The following is a 15,307-nucleotide window of genomic DNA, read 5'->3' on the forward strand; positions in this document are numbered from 1 at the left end:
GCCCAGAAAAAAACAAATTGCATCGATAGGGACCCACCTATAAAAAGAAAAAATAAGATCCGTCGCTACGCTCCGAGTGGGTCCCTATCCTTGCGGATCACTGGGTCCCTGTCTTGCGATTTCGCAAAAATGAGGTTCTAACAACTTTAGTAGGCTTTCTGAATAAGCAAAGGTCCCAGCCTTCTCAAGGCGTTTAATAAGATGAGGAATAATTGGAATCGGGTGTTTATCAATAAGAGGCTTAAAAAATTCTTCTGATAAAGAGCTCGGTTGTATTTTTTGGCTTTGAATATGGGAAATGAAGCCGAAGGAAACTGTGCCATCTAAAGAAAGAGGAATGAAAATAACATCAGATCGTTGAGAAACTAAACCAATTTCTTGAGAGCACCAATCTGAGCTTTTGAATTCTGCACTAAGAATGGGAATAAAAAAATCACATATTTGTAGCTCTTGAATTATTCTTTTTTTCCATTCCTCAGAAACTATCAAATCCTCATGTGCTAAAAAGCAATCTATTCCTAATTCTTTTAATTTAGCTTTAACTTTGCGCCCTTCTAATTTATTTTTAGTAGAATAACTAAGGAATGCTTTGAGATTTGCTTTTGAATTTAATCTGTTGGAAAAATGATCTTTTAGCTCAAGCCAAAGTAATTCTAAATCACTGTTTAATGGATTATGTTCAAGAATAAGTTGATTCTTGAGTTGTTGGCTTTGAGTATCTAGAGATTCTTTTAAAATGTGAACATTATATAAACTTCTTAGGGCAATTTCAGGATCAAATATTGTTTCTAAATCAATTTGTAAAATTTTCTTAATATCATCACTTGGGAAAAAATTTTTCTGAATTATTAAGTTTTTAAAAGCTTGAATTAAGTCACTTTTTCTTTCTCTTAAATTTTTAAAGAAATTTTCTATTACTTCGGAAATGGCCATTCCACTATTTAGCATTCCTCTGGTATTCATTTTTTGAAGAATGCTTATTCGTTCTTTGGAAATTCTTTCGAGAGAAGATGATAAAATCTTTGATTTAATTAGCTGCCAATGGTCCTTGAATTCTTCTAAATGATTTTTCATAATTAAGCTGCTAAGCACTCCATTGCTTCTATTAAGTCTTCTTTACTAGGCTCTAGGTAAATTCCAGTAGCCTGTAAACTAGAATGTTTTTCTGCACGGCATGTTTACTGATCCAACGCTTCTCATAATCCAGATAAATCTGCTTCATTAAGTCTGACGCAGCAAGTCGTGACGCCTCTAAAATATTTTTCTCAATCTCTTGATATTTACCGAAATCTTCCGCTAGTTCTATCCGAACGATCAGTTCGTAGCTGATCATAGGCGAGGCTCCTTTCTTGTCCTTTTCAAACCAAGAAATCCTCGCCTTCTTTTTATCTCTAAGCAAAATTAAACTTTCCTTACTTTTTGCTCTTTTTTACCCCCAGTAATTAAATGCATCCCAACACGACGCGTTAGCAACTTTTTTTGATTGGAGTCGATAAGTGAAACAAGAGCAGCAATTATTATTTTAACTTAGGAGGTATTTTATGTCTTCACAAGGTGGTACAAAAAGAATTCCGACCGCAAGTTTTATTCCTGTCCATGCGCCTGTATCGCACGATCCCAGTGAGCCTGTGGTTTTCGCAAGATTAACACCTCTGCCTCCAACGACAAATCCTTCTGCCTATGCTTCTCAAAATGCTGCAAACCACTATGCTCAAGCCCCCCAAGCACCTTCAAGAAATTTTTGGACCCGGGGTTGGGAGAATTTTTCCATTTTTGATTTGATCCCTGGCGTAGGCTGTTCAGCCAGTTTAGGTGTGAATGAATCCAATGCAGATGCTGGTGCTACAGACAGGCCCGATGGTTTTGTTTCTGTCTGCAATACCTATGCTCCATTTACACCTCTGGCCTCTATTCGACCCAACACACCTTTAAACGCTATTGTTTTAGGGGGCCCCAACGGAGAGTTTGTTTGTTATCAGGAATGGAATTATGTTCCCCCAAGAGACCCGCTTCCTCCTTCAACATATACTCCTTATGTGGACGGTTATGCCATTTTGAATCGAGGTACAGGCGGTATTACTCGTTTGCCTATAGTACACAATCAAGAGTTCTCTTCTAGAACGTGTTCTCTTTCAGACGATGGACGTTATGCGGTAGTGATAGAAAGCCCTCATGCAGCAGGCCCTGAGCAAATTTTGCTGGTTGATTTGCAAAATCCCAACTCACCGCGCCGCCTCACAGCGGGAGATGCTTCTAGTGTTGCAGGAGTGATCAGTGCAGATGGAAGCACCGTTTACTTTATCTCTCGCGCCAGCAATCTCACAAGTGATTTTAATGGCAATGGGGGTATTTTCGCCTATGATGTGGCACGTAGAACGATGAGCCGATTGCCTCTTCCTTCTGACATCCATTTTCCCGTATCTCCGCTCGATGGAACCCTGACTCAGGAGTTGGCATTAAGTGCCGATGGAAATCGTTTGGTCTTTACAGCAAACTCAAATTCTTCAGACGATGTACTGTATGCCCAAGTTTATCTATTTGATCGAAGAACAAACAACACCATTCGTCTCTCTTCCTCTATCTCAGGACAGGAGGGTAGCCATTATTCTTTGGAACCGTATATTTCAGGAGATGGGCGAAGGGTCTTATTTACCTCAGCATCAGATAATTTAATCCCAGGAACAACAGGCTTCCGTACTTATCATGCTATTTTATGGGAAGAAGGAAGAGGTTTGCGTCTCTTGAGTACCACTCCTGATGGAAGACCCTTGGGAAGTCCCAATTACTTTACACGTTCCGACACCTATGGAATTAGTCGTGATGGAAGCCGCGCGTTTATAACAAGTAGTGATCCTCAAATCCTGCCAGACATGTGGAATACCCTTCCACCCGGCTACATGGCCGCCGGCGCTCAAGAACTGCTTGCACTCGATCTTAATACAGGACGGCGTTCTCTCATTTATCAAAGCTTATGCTTAGGACTCCGTTTTGGCATAGGCGCTATCTCTCCTGATGGTCGTTACGGTGTAGGCTCTTTTATGGGCATCGACCCAGAGACTAATAATCCCTATGCTTACCCCTTATTAGGATTTGGTGTGGATTATTTTTTGGATCCTTAAAAAGCTTGAACCAAATCCAGCGCCAAATTCAGCCTCAAAACATTCACACTCGCCTCGCCAAAGAGCCCCTGTTGAATGCAGTATTGCTCTAAGTACTCAGAGTGATAATAACGACTTGTCATCGCGAATGTTTATCGAATGGTTTTAGATTTGGATTCATCACGGACCCGGGGACCTGCATGAATAATCATGCCAAATTAGTGAGCTTTTTGGCTTGCTCGATGGGGAAAAATCACGATGCAGCCTAATATAAATAGGAACAACACTGCGGATGCAGTATAGCGACTCAATGCCAGGCCGCCGGAGCCGATGGGCTTATCTAAAAAATCACCCACCACCGCACCTAAGGGTCGGGTTAAAATAAATGCCGCCCAAAAGAGGAATGTGCGAGAAATACGTGTCCAGAAATAAAGAACCGCCACGATAACCAGTAAAAGGCTGAATAGGATAGCCCCTCCGCGATAGCCAAGACTTGCCGTGTCGGCAGTCCAGTCGCCCAAGGCAGTTCCCAAAGTTTGTGAAAACATAATGGTGACCCAGTAAAACATCTCCGTTTTCGGATTGCGGACTGTGTCCACAGAAACAGAACCCAAAGTCCAATACCAAGTGGCTAGAGAACTCATCAATAAAACAAAAAGTAATAAACTCCCCCCCGCGTAACCCACGCCTAGAGAACGGTCGGCAAAATCAGCTAAGGTCGTACCCACAGTGGTGGTAGCGATAATCGTAGACCAGTAAATAATAGGGTGGAACCGAGTGGCCTTAATCTGGACAATCACCGCAATTAAAAAGATTGTGGCGAAGATCAGCGTACTCACCAGATAGCCTAAATTCATCGACATCGAGACGGCATCCCCTGCGGTTTCTCCCAAGGTGGTTGCTGTAATTTTGATCATCCAGAAAATGAGGGTGAGTTCAGGCACTTTGCTCAGATTTTTTTCAATAGTAGTGTTTCCCATTTGATCTCTGCTTGAATTAGTTTTTCATCACGAGGATTTCCACAGTCCCCGGAAGGATAGAAGGTCGGGGATGAGGTTGTGTGGCAGTGGGTGGCAAAGGATCACTAAATTTTGCCGTAATCAGATACACAGAATGAGTTTTGGAATTAAGGGCCATCGTCCGTGCGCCCTTTTGTGTAGCGACATTGGCAATGACTTCAAATTGATCCGGAGTTTTTTCCTGCACCACGCTCAGAGTGCCTTCTCCATTGGGAGAAAATGCAAGTTGGGTTACAGGCTCAAAGGCTGCAGCATCGGGTTTTTTACCGATGCTCACGCTCGTAATAAATGCACCTGTGTCCGAATTTAAAATAATCATCTTCTCATTTTCACACACTGAAAAAAGTCGATGATTTTTTTGATCGATTGCTAAACCTGACGGGGATTCGCAGGGTGTCAGAGGCCATTCCGCGATCAGCTTCATTTGCTTGGCATCCATCACCGCTAGAGAATTTTTATCTTCCAGATTTACAAAAATATTTCCTTTTTCATCTGAAACCGCAAACTCAGGTTTAGCATTCAAGGGAATCGTTTGAAGCACTGAATCTTTTTTAACATCGATCACCGTAGAATCATGACTCTCCCCATTAAAGGCAAAAATTCTCTTGCTGAACGAGTCGTAAAGGATGGCATCCGGTTTTTTCCCCACCGGGATTTCGCTCAGAGTTTTGTAAGATTTCAAATCGAAAGAAGTAACGGTATTAGTTTTACCATTGCTGACAAAACCCTTGTGCAAGGTGGAAACAAGGGCGACGCCATGAACTCCCGAAAGATTTTTAATGGTTCCAATGATTTTTTCTGTAGCAAGGTCCATCACATCCACTTCTGTCCCGCGTGTGATGTAGAGTCGATTTGCATTTTCATCGAGAATCAGCCAATCCCAGCCTTGATTTCCTTCTAAGGCAATACGATGATCAATATGATATTTTGCTTCTGCGATAAAAGGTAAAAAACAGAAAAGCACTACGATGAATGTTAGAAACAATTTTTTCATAAATACCTCTAAAATAATTAAGCCACCCATCTCTCCGCAATTTCCCAAAGTCTTTTCCCTTCCCCACTCATTAAAAAATTTCTATAGCTATTCAGTTCTTCGAGTACAGTTGTGATACGCAAAGCACTTGCCGTAGTGATAATCCATGGCTATTCCAGGAATCCATCCAATTGCGGGCAAATGTTTCGGTTTGGGTTTGGGGAATCATTTTTATCTTCTTTGTAAAAATGGGAAAGAGAGAATGTTTTTTTGAGTATTCATCATTAATTTATTATTAAAAAAGCTAAGAAACTATTTTGAGAATTTTTTTACTCTTCGTATCGAAATAACATCGATTGTGACCCCAAGGTACTTGAAACAAAAAGCCAACAGCTTGTTGGCTTTTTTCAGCTTCTTCTTTATAGAACAAAAACCATCGCCCCATTGTGTATGTTTTTGTTTTTCAACGATGTCTTTACCCAAATCCCAATAGAACTGAAGTAGTTCAATATTTACTTTTACAGCCGCCTTGAGTTGGACGCTGCGAACTTTATTTTTAAGCTCTTTCAGCCAAGTGGAATAGTCCGCATCTTTTTTTGGCGTAAGATTCATATTCGTAATTTTCTGGGGAAGGCGTTTATAGAGCTAGAAAAAGTTTAGATTTTTTGCAAAGGGTTTTGTCAAACACTTTGCATTTTAACTTAAATTTCGCATTCTCTACAAACTCCCCATATCAATCACAAACCGACACCTCACATCACTCTTCACCACGCGCTCATAAGCCTCATTCACTTTCTGAATCGCAATCTCTTCAATGTCGCAAACGATGTTATGCTTGCCACAGAAATCGAGCATTTCTTGAGTTTCCGCAAAGGTTTTAAAGGTTCTTTGGCTTGATGGGCGGCATAGGCTTTGGCTTGAGTCATAAATTTTCCTTTCGGTTGAAATCGTGGCTGATTTTTTGCGCTTACAATAATCTGGCAGGGATGACATCCCTTTTTAGAAGGGGTAGCCTTTTCGAATGAGAGACTCTTTCCACATTCGCAATGCAGCAGTAGAAGATTTTCACAAAGCGTGCTCGCTGATTTACCAATCGTCTCCGCGAGATTTTGATTTTCTCTTTTCTAGCTCGCAACACTCTCCTCTCGATTTTCTGCACTATGCCTTTCAAAAGAAAAAAGATTTTCTTTCGCATGAAGTGCACCGTGTTTTAGAGAAGTCAGGAGAAGTAATGGGAGTCGGTGCTTTCTATAGTCGTAAGAATTATGCTGTTTTGGAAAAGGGTCACGAAGCACATGTGGAAGAATTTTATCGGCAAGATGCAGCTGTTATTTTTAAACGAGAAGAGGGCTTGGACGATTACTTGCCTTTGCCTCCGTCACACACGCTCTACATCGCGAATCTCGCGATTGATCCACCTTTTCAACATCAGGGGGCGATGAGCTTTTTCTTGTCCCAGCAATTTGCCAAAGCAAAAGCGGAGGGATTTCAGTTTTGCGCTCTGGATGTGGATACGGATAATTTTGTGGCACAAAATCTTTATAAAAAATTAGGTTTTGAAAATCATGGCGAGAAGTCTTTCTTTTTTAAAGGTAAGCGGGGCCTTTTGCAAAATGTTTATCGAATGGTTTTAGATTTGGATTCATCTAAGAATTAAAGCAGCGAAGGGGCAATATTAGCGAGTGAGCTTGTGTTTTGGGTTTGGCTTAGATCGCTTGGTTGCATGCTTTGAGCCAAAGCGCTGGCTGAACTCGAAGTGATAGATTGAAACTGGAGGATGCTTTGCAAAGCCTTTTGTAGAGAATCCGAAGCTGTGCTGAGCTGGGAGGAAACATTTTGTAATTGAAGAGAAGCAGAGTTGGAAGTGAAAAAGGCTTTATTCAAAATATTCAGAGACTGTAGCACCTTTTGAGGAGAAGAGGCATCCAGCTGATCTAGCCCAAGAGCTTGAGCGGACAGATTGGGAAGATGAATTTGTGCTTTATTTTCTGAATCGGTGTCGCTGGTGTTTACAAAAATTGTTTTTTCATTAGAGAAAAGCTGTTGCCCCGAATATTGGGTTGAGTCGATCAATTGGGTATAGTTTTCTAAAGTACTTTTGATATTCTGATCGATTGTGGTTCTTTCTTGGGAAGAAAGGGTGGAGCTTTCAGCCTGGGTCAAAAGATTTTTTAAGGAATTTAACAAATTATTCACCTGGCTCAAGCCCCCCTGGGCGGTTTGAACCAGACTCGCATTGTCGGTTACTTCCGTAAGTGTTTTGGAGATGGAATTTTGTCTTTTGGATAAAATTTGGGCAGTATTTGAAATACTGAGTAGGGGAGTGAATAAAAGTGAATTGTCAGTAGCATTGGGATCGGTGGAGCCCAAAAGGGAAGAAGATAATGCCGAATTGGGATCAGTACTCGTTCCGGCATTAGGATCGATCACCCAGCTAGAGGCCGCATTCTGCTGTTGCGAAGAACTCGAAGGATTTAAGATCGAGTTTGCTAGAAGATTCAAATTCAAATTCGAAATGTTAAGTGTCATAAAAATGCTCCCATTAATTTTGTTTTGTCCCCAGGGTGTTAAACTAGCAAACCACATGCCAAACCCTTATTGCCTCATTCAGAAGAAGAAAATTAATGGGTTAATGGTGAATAAGGTAAATGTAAAAAGAAATTAAGGATTGTGGACGGAAAAAACTTCCCAAGATTATCTCGATCCAGCTATCCTTTCACTTCCTCATAATTGGGATTAGAAAATTAGCTTGAACCTTTTTTGTTTAATGTCGTCTTTAAAAAAAAGGGAGGGTTTTCATTGATTTTTTGGCAAAGAAGATTGTGGCTGAAACAGCCTCTGTGGCGTTGGATGGGACTTGGGTTATTTCTGTTTCTGGCGATTTGGGCATTTCATACCCGCTCTAAACCAGATAAAAAAACAGGCCTCGCAGTGAGCGTAGCCACTGCGGAGTTGGGGGATATCCCTTTTTATCTGGATGGGTTGGGATCGGTTACTGCTTATTACTCGGTTACCGTGCGGAGCCGAGTGGATGGGCAATTAATCTCAGCCCCCTTTACGGAAGGACATTTTGTACAAAAGGGAGAGGTGTTGGCTGAGATTGACCCCCGTCCTTTTCAAGCACAACTGGCCCAAGCAGAAGGACAGCTCGCAAAAGACGAGGCCTTGCTCACGAATGCCCGTTTGGATCTGCAACGTTACAAAGGTTTATTTGCCCAGAATGCAGTTTCAAAACAGCAATTGGATACCCAAGTGGCCCTTGTCGCTCAAGATGAGGGAGTGGTAAAAAGCGATCGGGGGGCTGTGGCGGCTGCTAAACTTCAATTGAATTATTGCCACATCGCCTCTCCCATTGGTGGTCGTATTGGTCTGCGTCTGGTGGATCCCGGTAACATGGTTCATGCGTCTGACGCGAATGGCTTGTTGCTGATCACCCAACTCCAACCTATCACTATTGTTTTTACACTTCCTGAAGATAACATCCCAAAGATAATGGAAATGGTTAATAAAACTTTCCAACTCACGGTAGAGGCCTATAACCGTGATAAATCCCAAAAGCTGGCCTCAGGGAAATTACTCACTCTGGATAATCAAATTGATCCGAATACAGGAACCTTGAAACTCAAGGCCGTTTTTGACAACAAAGACAATTTGTTATTTCCCAATCAATTTGTGAATGTTCGGCTTTTGCTCGAGACCAAGCAAGATCAGGTTTTGATTCCTCCGGTGGCCGTTCAGCGCGGCTCTCAAGGGACTTTTGTTTATGTGGTGGCAGCAGATAATAAGGTCGAGATGCGGCCGGTGAAGCTGGGTCTTGTCGAAGGAAATAATGCCTTAATCGAAAGTGGTCTGCAGCCCGGAGAAACTGTGGTGATTGATGGAGCCGATAAACTTCAACCGGGAAGTTCTGTCAAGGTTCAAGCGCCCAATAACAATTCCAATGCTTCAGACGCTGCCTCTACCGAATCCAAACCGGGGACGAGGAAGTCTAAAAAATGAGTCCTTCCCGTATTTTTATTTTACGTCCAGTGGCCACTTCGCTCTTGATGCTTGGACTTTTTTTGGTGGGTCTCTTTGCCTTTCGCGAATTGCCTATTTCTGCTCTTCCCCAAGTGGATTATCCGACCATTCAGGTGCAGACTTTTTATCCAGGCGCCAATCCAGAAGTCATGACCTCTTCGGTGACCAGTCCTCTCGAGCGGCAATTTGGCCAGTTACCGGGGCTGACACAAATGACTTCAACGAGTTCTTTTGGAAGTTCTCTCATCATTTTACAATTTTCTCTTAACCTGAATATCGATGTGGCCGAACAAGAAGTCCAGGCGGCAATTAATGCCGCTTCGAGTTATCTTCCCCGGGATCTTCCTAATCCTCCCATTTACAGTAAAAACAATCCGGCGGATGCTCCTATTCTCACTTTAGCTCTTACTTCGGACATCTTGCCGCTTCCCCAGGTGGAAGAGTTGGCGGATACCCGACTTGCTCAAAAAATTTCTCAGCTGCCTGGCATAGGTCTCGTGAGCATTAGCGGAGGACAGCGTCCCGCCGTGCGTGTTCAAGTCAATCCTACGGCGATTGCTTCCTATAGCATGAGTTTGGAAGATATTCGAACGGCCTTGGGACAGGCGAATGTGGACCAGGCCAAAGGGGTCTTTGATGGTCCGAGGCAATCCTGGACCATTGGCGCCAATGATCAGCTTCTTTCCAGCAAAGAATATGCCCCTCTCATTGTTGCTTATCGTAAGGGCGCACCTATCCGCTTATCGGATGTGGCGACCGTGGTCGATAGTGCAGAAAATATCCGACAAGCGGCCTGGGTGAATACCAGGCCCACCGTGTTGCTCAATATTCAGCGCCAACCGGGGACCAATATTATTGGCTTGGTCGACAACATTCAGAAAGTGCTTCCTCAACTCAAGGCCTCACTTCCTTCTACCGTTCAGGTTTCCATTATTTCCAATCGGACCACGACCATTCGTGCTTCGGTGGAGGATGTAGAGCTTGAACTGGTTTTGACTATCTTTTTGGTGGTGGCAGTTATTTTTGTTTTCTTGAGAAGTTTTTCCGCCACTCTCATTCCGGGCATCGCGGTTCCTTTGTCGCTCATTGGCACTTTTGGCGTCATGTATCTATTGGGCTACAGTCTGGACAATTTGTCGCTCATGGCCCTCACCATCTCCACCGGTTTCGTCGTCGATGATGCGATTGTGATGGTTGAGAATATCATGCGCTATATTGAAGGGGGAGAGCCTCCGCTGGAAGCCGCCTTGAAGGGAGCCCGTGAGATTGGATTTACCATCGTTTCACTCACGGTCTCTTTAATTGCAGTGCTGATTCCCTTGCTTTTCATGGGTGATATTGTGGGTCGTCTCTTTCGGGAATTTGCAGTGACCTTGGCGGTGACCATCATGATGTCCGCTATTATCTCTCTCACGCTCACACCCATGATGGCTTCCAAAATTTTAAAACACAAAGAAGAGGGACAGCAAGGGCGCTTCAGTCGGCTTTTTGAAAAATATTTTAACCTCACCCTCGAATCTTATGGGAAGTGGTTAAAGTTTGTCTTGAGACATCAAAAAGAAACGATAGCCATTGCTTTAGGAACTTTATTCCTCACCTTTCTGATGTTTTATTTTGTGTCTAAGGGATTTTTCCCTGTGCAAGATACGGGCGTGATTCTTGGGATTTCTGATGCCTCACAAAGTATTTCTTTTGCCCAAATGGCGCAGCATCAGCAAGAGTTGGTGAAGGCCATTCTTCAAGATCCTGCGGTAGAAAATCTTTCTTCTTTTATCGGAGTCGATGGGGCAAACAGCACTCCCAACAGCGGGCGTATTCAAATCATCTTAAAACCTCGGGAAGATCGGGATGCAAACGCCTCCGAAGTTATTCTTCGTCTTCAAAAACGTTTGGCCGATATTCCGGGCATCACCCTGTATATGCAGCCTATACAAGATCTGACGGTAGAAAACAGGATCAGCCGTACCCAATATCAATATACGATTGAAAGCCCCAGTTCAAAAGAATTGGCCCTGTGGGCCCCTCAGCTTTTGGAGAAATTAAAATCCCTCAAAGATTTAAAAGATGTGGCGAGTGATCAACAAAATAATGGACTGGGGCTTTTTCTCAACCTGGATCGGGATACGATGTCACGTTTTGGAATTACACCGCAGATGATTGACAATACCCTCTACGATGCCTTTGGCCAGCGGCAAGTTTCCACGATTTTTACCCAATCCAACCAGTATCATGTGGTGTTAGAGGCCAAGCCGGAGTGGCAGAAAGATTTGGAGGGCTTGGGGGGGATTTACATTGCGACTCCCAGCGGGGCCCAAGTTCCCCTGATGTCTCTCGTACGCTCCGAAACCATTTCGACACCGCTTTCTATCAATCATCAGGGCCAATTTCCCTCGGTCACTCTCTCTTTTAACCTGGCCTCGTCTGTTTCACTGGGTTCGGCGGTGGAGGCCATTCACAAAGCGACAACTGAATTGAAGATGCCGGCGAGTATTCAGACCAATTTTCAGGGCACGGCCCAGGCCTTTGAGGCCTCACTTCAAAATCAGCTGGTACTGATTTTGGCCGCGATTATCACGGTCTATATCGTCCTTGGAATTTTGTACGAAAGTTATATCCATCCGGTGACCATTCTTTCCACTTTACCCTCTGCAGGCGTAGGGGCCATCCTGGCGCTGATTCTCTTTCGCCAGGATTTGGGAATTATAGCCCTTATTGGAATTATTTTACTCATCGGTATTGTGAAGAAAAACGCCATCATGATGATCGATTTTGCCCTGGAGGCCGAACGTAAAGAGAAAAAGTCTCCTGCAGAAGCCATCTACCAAGCCTCCCTTTTGCGCTTTCGACCCATTATGATGACTACCCTGGCAGCCTTGCTAGGGGCTGTGCCCCTTGCCTTTGGGAGTGGTACCGGTTCGGAATTGCGCCGCCCCTTGGGAATTACCATCATCGGGGGCTTGCTTTTCAGTCAGCTGCTTACCCTGTTTACGACCCCTGTCATTTATTTGCAATTTGATCGTCTCAAGACCTGGTTTGCCGAATGGCGAAAAAAGGCAAGACACGAAAACAAGGAACCCATTCCCCTGGAGGGCCTGTGAGAAATGAATATCTCTGAACCCTTCATTCGCCGTCCCGTTGCCACCTCTCTTCTCACCTTGGCTCTAGCCCTGGCGGGGATTATTGGATTTCGTCTCTTGCCCGTTTCTCCTTTGCCCCAGGTGGATTTCCCCACCATTCAAGTTTCTGCCGGACTTCCGGGCGCCAATCCGGACACCATGGCTTCTTCTGTAGCCACACCGCTGGAGCGCCAACTTGGGCATATTGCGGGTGTGACCGAAATGACCTCTACCAGTTATACGGGCTCTAGCACTGTCGTCCTTCAATTTGATTTGAGTCGTAATGTCGATGCCGCCGCGCGAGATGTCCAGGCCGCGATCAACGCGGCACGCAGCAATCTTCCCGCGAATTTGCCGAGCAATCCCACTTACAGAAAAGTGAATCCAGCCGATGCACCGGTTTTAATTCTTTCTCTGAGCTCAGATATTTATGATACCGCGCGTCTCTACGACGCGGCTTCTTCCATCCTGCAACAGAAGATTGCCCAGGTGAGCGGGGTGGGGCAGGTTTCGGTGGGAGGAAGCTCGCTTCCTTCCGTACGGGTAGAATTGAATCCCTTTATAGTGAACAAATACGGCATCGCCCTGGATTCTCTGCGCGCCACTTTGTCTGCTGCGAATAGTAATATTCCCAAAGGCGAATTGGCCGAGGGAAATAGCGTGATGTCGATTTATGCCAGCGACCAATTGCTTAAGGCCGATCAATATAAATCGCTCATTGTGGCCTATCGCAATGGTGCCGCGATACGACTTTCCGATATAGGAGAGGTTCGAGATTCGGTGGAGGATCTTCGGAATGCAGGACTGGCCAACGGTAAGCCGGCTGTCCTTCTAATTATTTTTCGCCAGCCGGGGGCCAATATTATTGAAACAGTGGATCGAGTGTATGCGCTCTTGCCCCAGCTGGAGGCCTCCATTCCTTCAGCCATGAAACTGCAAGCGATGGTGGATCGCACGACGACCATTCGTGCTTCTATTCGAGATGTGGAGGTCACGCTTTTAATCTCTATTGCCTTGGTTGTTTTAGTCGTCTTTGTTTTTCTTCGAAACGTCTTGGCCACCTTAATTCCGAGTATCGTCGTTCCTCTTTCTCTGGTTGGGACTTTTGCAGTCATGTACCTGCTGGGTTACAGCCTAGATAATCTCTCGCTCATGGCCCTCACGGTATCGACCGGTTTTGTAGTGGATGATGCCATTGTGGTCATCGAAAATATTGCCCGACATCTGGAAAAAGGGATGGATCCTTTCGCCGCCGCGTTGAAGGGGGCAAAGGAAATTGGTTTCACCGTACTTTCAATGAGCCTCTCACTGATCGCGGTATTTATTCCAATTTTATTGATGGGTGGAATTGTGGGACGCCTTTTTCGCGAGTTTGCGGTGACTCTTTCGGTAGCCATCGTCGTTTCTCTGCTGATTTCTCTCATTGTTACCCCCATGATGTCTGCCCGATTTTTAAAACATGAAAGTGTGGAGCAGCAGGGGAAACTTTATCAATGGAGCGAGAGATTATTTCAGCGTATTCATGAGGCCTATGCGTCGGCCTTGCGAAAGGTGTTGCATCATCAGGCACTGACACTCGTTGTTCTGGGAATTACAATTTTCATTAATGTTTTACTTTTTATTGAAGTGCCCAAGGGGTTTTTCCCTCAGCAGGATACAGGGCGCTTAACCGGATCGATTCAAGCCGAACAAAGTATTTCCTTTCAGTGGATGAAACAGAAGCTGGCGCAATTTGTAAAGATAATCATGGAGGATCCTGCGATTGCAAATATTGTTGCCTTTACAGGAGGGTCCGGAGGAAGCAATACAGGCCGGATGTTCATTGCGTTGAAAGATCTTGGAGAACGTAAAATTTCAGCGGAAGCGGTGATCGCCCGTATTCGCCAAAAGACTGCAAATGTGCCGGGGGCAACGCTATTCATGCAGATGGTTCAAGATATTCGTGTGGGAGGTCGATCCAGCAATGCCCAATATCAATTTACCCTGCAGAGTCAGGATTCGGATCTCCTCAACACCTGGTCCCCTCTTGTTTTGAAAAAGTTGCGCACCCTGACACAAATGGTCGATTTGAATTCCGACCAGCAAAATAATGGTCAGCAAATGATGCTTTCGATTGATCGCGACACGGCGTCTCGCTTGGGTTTGACGCTGCAAAATATTGACGATGCCCTGTATAGCGCCTTTGGTCAAAGGCAGGCTTCCACGATGTACACGCCTCTCAATCAGTATCATGTGGTGCTCGAAGTTGCACCTGTCTATTGGCAAAATCCGGAGATATTAAAAACACTCTTTGTGCACACTCCTACGGGTAACGATGTGCCTATGGCCGCCTTTGCGCGTTTCGAACCGGCCAAAACTCCGTTGGTGGTTAATCATCAGGGGCAACTTCCTTCCACGACCTTTTCTTTTAATTTACCGGAAGGCATTTCTCTGGGGGAAGCAGTAGAAGCCATTCACAGGGCGACCGATGAAATTCGAATGCCGGCGGTGATTTCCGGAAAATTTTCAGGAACGGCTCAGGCCTTTCAGGATTCTTTAGCCAATCAATCGCTGTTGATTTTGAGTGCCCTGCTTGCCGTGTATATTGTGTTGGGGGTTCTCTACGAGAGTTACATTCATCCTGTTACCATTCTTTCCACGCTTCCCTCCGCAGGGGTAGGGGCCTTGTTGGCACTACTGATTTGCCGGATGGAATTGAGTGTAATCGCCTTGATTGGAATTATTTTGTTGATTGGGATCGTCAAGAAAAACGCCATCCTGATGATCGATTTTGCCTTGGAGGCCGAGAGGCAAGAAAAGAAAAGTTCCCAAGAAGCCATCTACGAAGCCTGTTTGCTGCGTTTCAGACCTATCATGATGACGACTCTGGCTGCCTTACTCGGGGCCTTACCGCTGGCCTTGGGGACAGGAACCGGTTCGGAATTGAGACGCCCCCTGGGCATTGCCATCGTGGGGGGATTAATTGTCAGTCAAATGCTTACCCTCTTTACGACGCCGGTGGTTTACCTTTATATGGAACGGTTACGAATTAGGGTTGAACAACTTCGAGTTCGAATTCAGAGGCGTTTTAAGAGGGTGTAA

General features: G+C 44.7%; 11 protein-coding genes and 1 pseudogene. 5 read left to right on the forward strand and 7 right to left on the reverse strand.

Translation table 11 applies throughout. The features are described from left to right. Window positions 1–84: 84 nt before the first annotated feature. Together HQM15_07115 and HQM15_07120 are read right to left on the reverse strand one after the other, a co-directional pair. Window positions 85–1,074, reverse strand: coding sequence for a toll/interleukin-1 receptor domain-containing protein (locus HQM15_07115; GenBank protein MBF0492533.1), 990 nt, complete (start codon window positions 1,072–1,074; stop codon window positions 85–87). A 52-nt stretch (window positions 1,075–1,126) separates the two neighbouring features. Then, window positions 1,127–1,333, reverse strand: coding sequence for a hypothetical protein (locus HQM15_07120; GenBank protein ID MBF0492534.1), 207 nt, complete (start codon window positions 1,331–1,333; stop codon window positions 1,127–1,129). Window positions 1,334–1,541: 208 nt separating this feature from the next. Between HQM15_07120 and HQM15_07125 the strand changes: the two genes are divergently transcribed. Continuing rightward, window positions 1,542–3,119: a PD40 domain-containing protein gene (locus tag HQM15_07125; protein ID MBF0492535.1), complete on the forward strand. Its 1,578-nt coding sequence runs from the start codon at window positions 1,542–1,544 to the stop codon at window positions 3,117–3,119. Between the two features lie 197 nt (window positions 3,120–3,316). On the opposite strand, the gene HQM15_07130 is transcribed toward HQM15_07125, so the two are convergent. The 4 genes and pseudogenes from HQM15_07130 to HQM15_07145 all read right to left on the reverse strand — a co-directional run bounded on the left by HQM15_07130 (window position 3,317) and on the right by HQM15_07145 (window position 5,957). Beyond that, on the reverse strand, window positions 3,317–4,078 hold the full coding sequence (locus HQM15_07130) for a hypothetical protein (GenBank protein ID MBF0492536.1): 762 nt from the start codon (window positions 4,076–4,078) through the stop codon (window positions 3,317–3,319). Window positions 4,079–4,094: 16 nt separating this feature from the next. Further along, complete coding sequence (locus HQM15_07135) at window positions 4,095–5,111, reverse strand: YncE family protein (protein MBF0492537.1); 1,017 nt, start codon at window positions 5,109–5,111, stop codon at window positions 4,095–4,097. A gap of 291 nt (window positions 5,112–5,402) precedes the next feature. Beyond that, complete coding sequence (locus HQM15_07140) at window positions 5,403–5,702, reverse strand: hypothetical protein (GenBank protein MBF0492538.1); 300 nt, start codon at window positions 5,700–5,702, stop codon at window positions 5,403–5,405. A gap of 105 nt (window positions 5,703–5,807) precedes the next feature. Then, a pseudogene (locus HQM15_07145) lies at window positions 5,808–5,957 on the reverse strand (NAD(P)-dependent alcohol dehydrogenase). A gap of 154 nt (window positions 5,958–6,111) precedes the next feature. Between HQM15_07145 and HQM15_07150 the strand changes: the two are divergent. Then, window positions 6,112–6,747 (forward strand): GNAT family N-acetyltransferase, encoded by a 636-nt coding sequence (locus HQM15_07150; protein ID MBF0492539.1) that lies wholly within the window; start codon window positions 6,112–6,114, stop codon window positions 6,745–6,747. Here the strand turns inward: HQM15_07150 and HQM15_07155 are convergent. Next, complete coding sequence (locus tag HQM15_07155) at window positions 6,744–7,619, reverse strand: hypothetical protein (protein ID MBF0492540.1); 876 nt, start codon at window positions 7,617–7,619, stop codon at window positions 6,744–6,746. The two genes, HQM15_07150 and HQM15_07155, sit on opposite strands and share 4 nt — an antisense overlap. 270 nt (window positions 7,620–7,889) lie before the next feature. On the opposite strand from HQM15_07155, the gene HQM15_07160 reads away from it, so the two are divergent. The 3 genes from HQM15_07160 to HQM15_07170 are packed head-to-tail and all read left to right on the forward strand — an operon-like array spanning window position 7,890 to window position 15,307. Continuing rightward, window positions 7,890–9,089, forward strand: coding sequence for an MdtA/MuxA family multidrug efflux RND transporter periplasmic adaptor subunit (locus HQM15_07160; protein ID MBF0492541.1), 1,200 nt, complete (start codon window positions 7,890–7,892; stop codon window positions 9,087–9,089). After that, window positions 9,086–12,208, forward strand: a complete 3,123-nt coding sequence (locus HQM15_07165) for a multidrug efflux RND transporter permease subunit (GenBank protein ID MBF0492542.1) — start codon at window positions 9,086–9,088, stop codon at window positions 12,206–12,208. Before HQM15_07160 ends, HQM15_07165 begins: the two co-directional genes overlap by 4 nt. A gap of 3 nt (window positions 12,209–12,211) precedes the next feature. Continuing rightward, the gene (locus tag HQM15_07170) at window positions 12,212–15,307 is read left to right on the forward strand and encodes a multidrug efflux RND transporter permease subunit (GenBank protein MBF0492543.1); all 3,096 of its coding nucleotides are present in this window, start codon (window positions 12,212–12,214) and stop codon (window positions 15,305–15,307) included.

The organism is Deltaproteobacteria bacterium (genome assembly GCA_015233135.1).
Classification (GTDB): Bacteria; UBA10199; UBA10199; order JADFYH01; family JADFYH01; genus JADFYH01.

Excerpts from the sequence above, each read along its gene's own strand:
- HQM15_07165 (MBF0492542.1), top strand. The coding sequence starts at position 9,086 with ATGAGTCCTTCCCGTATTTTTATTTTACGTCCAGTGGCCACTTCGCTC.
- HQM15_07125 (MBF0492535.1), top strand. The coding sequence starts at position 1,542 with ATGTCTTCACAAGGTGGTACAAAAAGAATTCCGACCGCAAGTTTTATT.
- HQM15_07130 (MBF0492536.1), bottom strand. The coding sequence starts at position 4,078 with ATGGGAAACACTACTATTGAAAAAAATCTGAGCAAAGTGCCTGAACTC.
- HQM15_07135 (MBF0492537.1), bottom strand. The coding sequence starts at position 5,111 with ATGAAAAAATTGTTTCTAACATTCATCGTAGTGCTTTTCTGTTTTTTA.
- HQM15_07115 (MBF0492533.1), bottom strand. The coding sequence starts at position 1,074 with ATGAAAAATCATTTAGAAGAATTCAAGGACCATTGGCAGCTAATTAAA.
- HQM15_07140 (MBF0492538.1), bottom strand. The coding sequence starts at position 5,702 with ATGAATCTTACGCCAAAAAAAGATGCGGACTATTCCACTTGGCTGAAA.
- HQM15_07150 (MBF0492539.1), top strand. The coding sequence starts at position 6,112 with ATGAGAGACTCTTTCCACATTCGCAATGCAGCAGTAGAAGATTTTCAC.
- HQM15_07155 (MBF0492540.1), bottom strand. The coding sequence starts at position 7,619 with ATGACACTTAACATTTCGAATTTGAATTTGAATCTTCTAGCAAACTCG.
- HQM15_07170 (MBF0492543.1), top strand. The coding sequence starts at position 12,212 with ATGAATATCTCTGAACCCTTCATTCGCCGTCCCGTTGCCACCTCTCTT.
- HQM15_07120 (MBF0492534.1), bottom strand. The coding sequence starts at position 1,333 with ATGATCAGCTACGAACTGATCGTTCGGATAGAACTAGCGGAAGATTTC.